This is a genomic window from Vibrio sp. 10N.222.52.C3 (assembly GCF_041474195.1).
Taxonomy (GTDB): Bacteria; Pseudomonadota; Gammaproteobacteria; order Enterobacterales; family Vibrionaceae; genus Vibrio; species Vibrio crassostreae_C.
Genome location: NZ_JBFRTQ010000130.1, coordinates 20,057 through 25,731 on the forward strand (window position 1 = coordinate 20,057; position 5,675 = coordinate 25,731).

Here is a 5,675-nt window from a genome sequence, read left to right on the forward strand (position 1 = left end):
TTAACTCTTAACTCTTAACACGTAAGACTTAAGCCAATCTATCGAGTGACGGCTTTGGAATTTGATGCCAAAGCCGTTTTCCTAGTTCTCGACACTAACCTTTAAGCATCTAAGCATCGTCACTCTTTTTTAAATACTGATGCCAATTTTCATTGATCACGTCAAAGTGCTCAACGCAGAACTCTTTTCTGTCTTTCAAATAGTCGTTTTCCACTTCATCGAGCAAGTTCTTATAGGCATCGGGATCGCTGCCATACACCAAGCATAACGTGGAGAAGTAACGCTGCAGGTCGAAACTGTGCTCGTCGATGTATTCCCCCAAGTCGTAATACTCTGGGCGGTCTTCTGACTCGAAAGCGAACATGTCTGCAGCGCTGATAGCAGCGTCGGCCCCATGCTCTACGTAGTTAAGCAGTAGCACGGTTGCTAGGTTATCAACCGCATCTTCTTCTTTACCCAATATGGCAATGTTCTGATCTTCGATATACGCATGCCCAGTCTCGTGTAGCAGGGTGTGCAGCAAGGTATCAATAGCGCCGGTTTGCGCAGATTTCCCATACTCTTTTTCGTATTGGTTCTTCTCAAAGTAATTGAGTGACTCAGCGTAAAAACTGTAAGGGATCAGTACTTGATGGGTTTGTGGATCGTAGAGTGGTCCTTCTTCCCCGCCATATTGAATGGTTAATGGCTTCTCAAACATGAAGAGTTGGTTTGATAGGTCGACCACGGTGTCATTAACGCCACTGCTTTGAATCTCTCGTTTGAGCTGCTCTTCTTCGGTATTTTGCGGTGTAGAGTACTCGACGATTAGGTTACTTTGGGTGGCTTGTTCACTAGATGCATAAGTTGTGGCAAACATTGCACTCAGGGCTAGGCTGCAGGTCAATGTTCGTTTCAATAATGTCATCGGCTATCCTTGTGATTACGTTGCGATTCAGAGTCGTGCTGGGGGTAACAACTCCAAGCTGTGTACCCTGATTTAGTTATTGCGTTAGAGTATAAGTTTAGACGGAATTTTGATGCATCGAGGACTGCAATTTTTGAAGTAGGCGCTATCCTATCAATGAATAATCCGCTTAGAGATTCGCCACAAAGAATAAGTAAGCTGAATGAGCGGTGTCGATGTGATTCGTTTCTATTGGTAATTAACAGATAAATTTCGGTTCAACACAACCCTTGTGCTATACTCCGCGCCCCAATCCGAATTGGCTTGTTTAATCTTAGGAAATTATTATGAGTGTTAAAAACGAACTTCAACAAATTAACAACCGTCTAGACAAGTGTCGCCACAAGTTAGATGCTGCTAAAACTCGTAATGATCGTCCTGTTGTTCGTCAGTTCGAGGAAGAGATTAAGAAGCTAACTAAGAAAATTGCCCAGCTTAAACACAAAGAAAGCTATGATGTGAACCAAGAGCGTAAGTCTCTGGTTGATATGCCATTTAGCCGTGAGATCACTAAGGCTGAGCAAGCGGATATGGGTAAACTTAAAAAGTCTGTTAAAGGACTCGTAATTGTTCACCCAATGACGAAGATCGGTAAAGAACTTCGCATTGAGGTTATGACTGGTTACGCACCGAAAAAATTCTAATTACCAGCGATGGTGATGAAAGAGGAGCTAAAAATAGCTCCTTTTTGCTTTTTTAGGTATTAAGAAAGCAGAGTCAGCGGCATAGATACTCACGCCGTTTTCAACTTTTAGGAGGTGATTGTTGTCACAAATCCTTTTATCTCCTATAAAAGTTAACGTGCTACTAACATGGTACTAAGCGATCGCAGTAATGTGTTCGCTTTTCGAATCCACACTTTCTCTCCAGTTTGTATAAATATAGGTAGAGCAGCACAAATAATTACAGATAAAACTAGACTCATTAGGGAAGATGAGAACGTAAAAAAATAGAGGTTATATGAATCAATTAATTTCAATTGGACCACTAGAATCCTTCCTAATCGCGATTAGTGTTTTGTTTCTAGGTCATTTCGTCAATGCAAAGCTTCCGATTCTCAAAAAGTACAACATTCCAGAGCCCATTGTCGGCGGCTTGATTGTCGCTTTTGCTATTACAGCCCTGCACTTTAACGGCCTTGATCTTGAGTTTTCCTTGCCCCTGCAGAACACGTTTATGTTGATGTTCTTTGCAACGGTCGGTCTTGCGGCGAACTACACGCAGCTGATAAAAGGTGGTGCTAAGGTATTCCTATTCTTAGGGGTAGCGTCGGTTTACATCATTATCCAAAACGGTGTAGGCGTAACCTTAGCTACGGCACTAGGCCTTGAACCCTTGATGGGTTTGATTGCTGGCTCTATCACCCTTTCGGGCGGTCACGGCACAGGCGCGGCTTGGTCTCAAACTTTTGCAGACACGTTTGGCATTGCAAATACGCTAGAAATCGCGATGGCTTCAGCGACCTTTGGTTTGATCATCGGTGGTATTATCGGTAGCCCAGTGGCGCAAAAGCTGATTGATAAAAACCAGCTTGAATCTGAGTACGGCACTGGCACGCAAACACATGAACGCTTCCCTGAACTTGTTACTTACAACGAGTATGAAGAAGACAAAGTGACGGCGAAGAAGGTGATTGAAGTGTTGTTCATCCTTCTTATCTGTATCACGGGTGCGAAGTACCTAGAGCAGTGGGTGGCGACTTTTGAAATTTCTTGGTTGATGATTCCTGACTTCGTTTACGCGTTGTTTATCGGTGTGTTCATCACTAACGTGTTTGAAGTGACTAAGCTGCATAAGACTGACAGCGAAACGGTCGATATTCTTGGTACGGTGTCATTGTCACTGTTCCTAGCAATGGCGCTAATGAGCCTTAAGCTTTGGAACATATTTGACCTTGCGATTCCGTTCTTGGTTATCCTGGCGGTTCAGGCGGTTGTGTTAGGTATCTTCTCTTACTTTGTGACGTTCAAAGTAATGGGTTCTAACTACGACGCAGCGGTTATGGCAGGTGGTCACTGTGGTTTCGGCCTAGGTGCAACACCAACAGCGGTAATGAACATGGGCTCTTTGGTGAACCGTTTTGGTCCTTCACCACAGGCGTTCATGGTGGTGCCAATTGTTGGTGCCTTCTTTATCGATATCGTTAACCTGATTATCCTTCAGGGTTACATCTCGTTTATCGGTTAATGTTCGCCTTTACTTAAACGCAATGTGCTTATCGCACTAAGATGAATACAAGAAAGCCAGTCTGTTGACTGGCTTTTTTTGTTCTTGTTTATCGAGGTTTTCTTGCCTGATACCCCTGCGGTTAGGGCTCTGTCACATCAATAACTAGGGCGTGTTGATCTTTCGAGCTGATTTTTGCAGTGAGTTGCTGGGTATTTATACAAGGCAGAGGCATCGATGTGTAGCTAGCCTACATGAGAAGCCGATAACGCAGTAGAAATGACCAGCAAACGCTGCCCGAAGGGTTCGGGCTGGGCGCCACCGCAAAAAGCGTTTTACTCTTTGTTGAGGGAGGTTTACTTAGAATGACTAGGCTACTTCTCCCTCGCCGCGATTAAAACGCTTTTGACTAGGCGTCCCCATCCGAACAAAATTTAACCACGAAAGGTCAACACGCCCTAAAGTGTTGTAACGACTTCATCAAGAGCTAGGCGCGCTTTTGGTTTGCCGTAGTTGTAGTCTTCGCCGTCTTTGTGGTAGCCGATAGCTAGCGCTACATCAACAACGTGACCTTCTAGTTCGTCAGCAAACTCTTCGCTGATCATAGCTGCATCTACACCTTCCATAGGTGTTGAAGCGATACCTAGACGAGCTAGTGTGTGCAGTGTGTTACCTAGTGCGATGTAAACTTGAGACTTAGTCCAGTTACCGTTGAAACCTGTTTCGTCTGTGTTCATTTCTGCGAATGCGTAAGCACCTAAGAATTGCTCGTACATTTCAGCTGGTAAGTGACCAGAGCTTACTTCTGTATCAGCACGCTTCGCGAATTTCTCTTTAGTGTACTTAGGATCGTGAGCAAACAGGATCGTGTGTGACGCTTCTTTCGCATGTGGTTGGTTAAACTGGAACATGTTTTCGAAAGTATTGTGGAAGCGTTGTTTTGCTGCGTCACTCTCAATGATGATGAATTTCCAAGGCTGAGAGTTGATAGAAGAAGCTGACAAGCGAAGTGCTTCTTTGATTACTTCCATGTCTTCCGCAGAGATGCGTTTTTCTGCATCGTATTTTTTAGCTGTGTAACGAGTGTTTAGATCAGTAATGATTGGATGAGTCATGTTGAATCCTAATATCTATCAATAATAAATGTTGTAGGGTTTTATGTTCAGTTACGTCAACAATAAACGGATAACCAATTTAAACGAATCTCAATAGATTGAACGTCTAAATAGTTATCGAACATGCCCCAATAAATCGAGTATCTGCGGTAGCTCAAGTCGATGGGTGTAAGATAATAGAAGAATGACTCGGGAAAAATAGCGAACATATCAAATCACTATGGTTAATAATGTCCATAATGATTCAATAAGTGTGATCTTAATGGAGGTGGAATCTCTAGATTCAGTAGCTTAGTACGCTTTGATACCATATTGGCGCAATAATGGCGGAAGTACGCTGTCTAGGTTGGGGATATCTTCTGGCGTGATTTCGATTAAACCAAAACCATGCTCTTCATAGATTTTTCTCGTAGCTTCACGTTTATTTTCGGCGATTGGCGCAGAATCAGTTCCCCAGAACTGGATGTATACTTTGCCACTTGGTAGATAAAAATCGCTGATCACTTCTTTTGATATCGGAAGCGGACGCTCGTACGCATGGACCACTCCTGCCATATAAAGCCAGTTATCAATGATCAGCTCTCCCTTTGATCGAACATAATGCCCGTCTAAGCTTCGGTGCTTCGCCTCAAATTTCTGACGAAAACTGGAGAATGACACATCGGTCGAGTGGCTTTCAGCATCATGCCCTAGGAATTCAACAACAGACTGCTTTAAACGTTTATTGCGAACCAATGAGTCGTGCCATACCACGAATAAGTTTTGAGTCGCTTTGTCTTCTCTTTGTTCACCTCCGGCTTTTAAGCCTGTAGAGGTGACATGCCAACCGTCGTCTTCTTTTGTTATCCAGCCAAGCTCATTGAGCAATAAGTTGATTTTCTTTGCGCTGAGTTGAAAGGCACCGCCGAGCTGAGTGGCGGTCAATGTGTTTCCTGAGAATGAATCCAAATCGATAAGCAGTTTCTCTGGCCAGACAATAAAGACACCGAACTTCTTATGTTCGACATATTCCCCACCAAAGCTTTCTCCTCGTTCTGTAAGAACCCAGCGCTCTTGTGAGCGCACGATATAACCCGCTGTTTTTAGATCGCTAAATAAAGCTTTAGCTTCTATGCCTTTTTGTTTAGCGAGTGCGGATGTGGAAATTTTGTCTGACATAGTCTTTTCTCAAATAGCGGAGTGATCAGCTGATGGGTGTTGGAGATATATATGATGCGATAGCGTTGGTAAATACCATATCACATCTATCAATGCTAACTGCAGTTCAGTGGTCTATGTTTTTAGTAGAGCGTTAGGTCTCGTTTTGTATGTTTAGCAAAATGTAGCTCAACCTGTAATTAAATTACAGGTATCGCGATTTTGCTCATCTGGGTGCATATTTTATATACGTGACACGATGTTCTTTTATACGGGTTATATAGATCTTAGATGCTATATTTTATTAAATG

The 5,675-nt window shown here is 43.2% G+C and carries 5 protein-coding genes; 2 read left to right on the plus strand and 3 right to left on the minus strand.

What is annotated here, in order from left to right; translation table 11 throughout:
- Positions 1–109 precede the first annotated feature (109 nt).
- Positions 110–907 carry a DUF4344 domain-containing metallopeptidase gene (locus AB4517_RS18615; protein WP_017060970.1) on the minus strand — a complete coding sequence of 266 codons (798 nt, stop codon included), beginning with the start codon at positions 905–907 and terminating at the stop codon, positions 110–112.
- 326 nt (positions 908–1,233) lie between these two features.
- Here AB4517_RS18615 and AB4517_RS18620 point away from each other — a divergent pair, with 326 nt between their 5' ends.
- Both AB4517_RS18620 and gltS read left to right on the plus strand, forming a co-directional pair.
- Positions 1,234–1,590 carry a YibL family ribosome-associated protein gene (locus tag AB4517_RS18620; protein WP_017060971.1) on the plus strand — a complete coding sequence of 119 codons (357 nt, stop codon included), beginning with the start codon at positions 1,234–1,236 and terminating at the stop codon, positions 1,588–1,590.
- 316 nt (positions 1,591–1,906) lie between these two features.
- The gene (gltS, locus tag AB4517_RS18625) at positions 1,907–3,133 is read left to right on the plus strand and encodes a sodium/glutamate symporter (protein ID WP_017060972.1); all 1,227 of its coding nucleotides are present in this window, start codon (positions 1,907–1,909) and stop codon (positions 3,131–3,133) included.
- A gap of 437 nt (positions 3,134–3,570) precedes the next feature.
- Here gltS and AB4517_RS18630 read toward each other — a convergent pair whose 3' ends face one another.
- Positions 3,571–4,227 carry an NAD(P)H-dependent oxidoreductase gene (locus AB4517_RS18630; protein WP_017061511.1) on the minus strand — a complete coding sequence of 219 codons (657 nt, stop codon included), beginning with the start codon at positions 4,225–4,227 and terminating at the stop codon, positions 3,571–3,573.
- Positions 4,228–4,518: 291 nt separating this feature from the next.
- Complete coding sequence (locus AB4517_RS18635) at positions 4,519–5,385, minus strand: glycerol kinase (RefSeq protein ID WP_372149145.1); 867 nt, start codon at positions 5,383–5,385, stop codon at positions 4,519–4,521.
- Between the last annotated feature and the right edge of the window lie 290 nt (positions 5,386–5,675).

What these genes read in the sequence shown, in the direction of transcription:
- AB4517_RS18620 (WP_017060971.1), top strand. Translation starts at nt 1,234, where the DNA reads ATGAGTGTTAAAAACGAACTTCAACAAATTAACAACCGTCTAGACAAG.
- AB4517_RS18630 (WP_017061511.1), bottom strand. Translation starts at nt 4,227, where the DNA reads ATGACTCATCCAATCATTACTGATCTAAACACTCGTTACACAGCTAAA.
- AB4517_RS18635 (WP_372149145.1), bottom strand. Translation starts at nt 5,385, where the DNA reads ATGTCAGACAAAATTTCCACATCCGCACTCGCTAAACAAAAAGGCATA.
- AB4517_RS18615 (WP_017060970.1), bottom strand. Translation starts at nt 907, where the DNA reads ATGACATTATTGAAACGAACATTGACCTGCAGCCTAGCCCTGAGTGCA.
- gltS (WP_017060972.1), top strand. Translation starts at nt 1,907, where the DNA reads ATGAATCAATTAATTTCAATTGGACCACTAGAATCCTTCCTAATCGCG.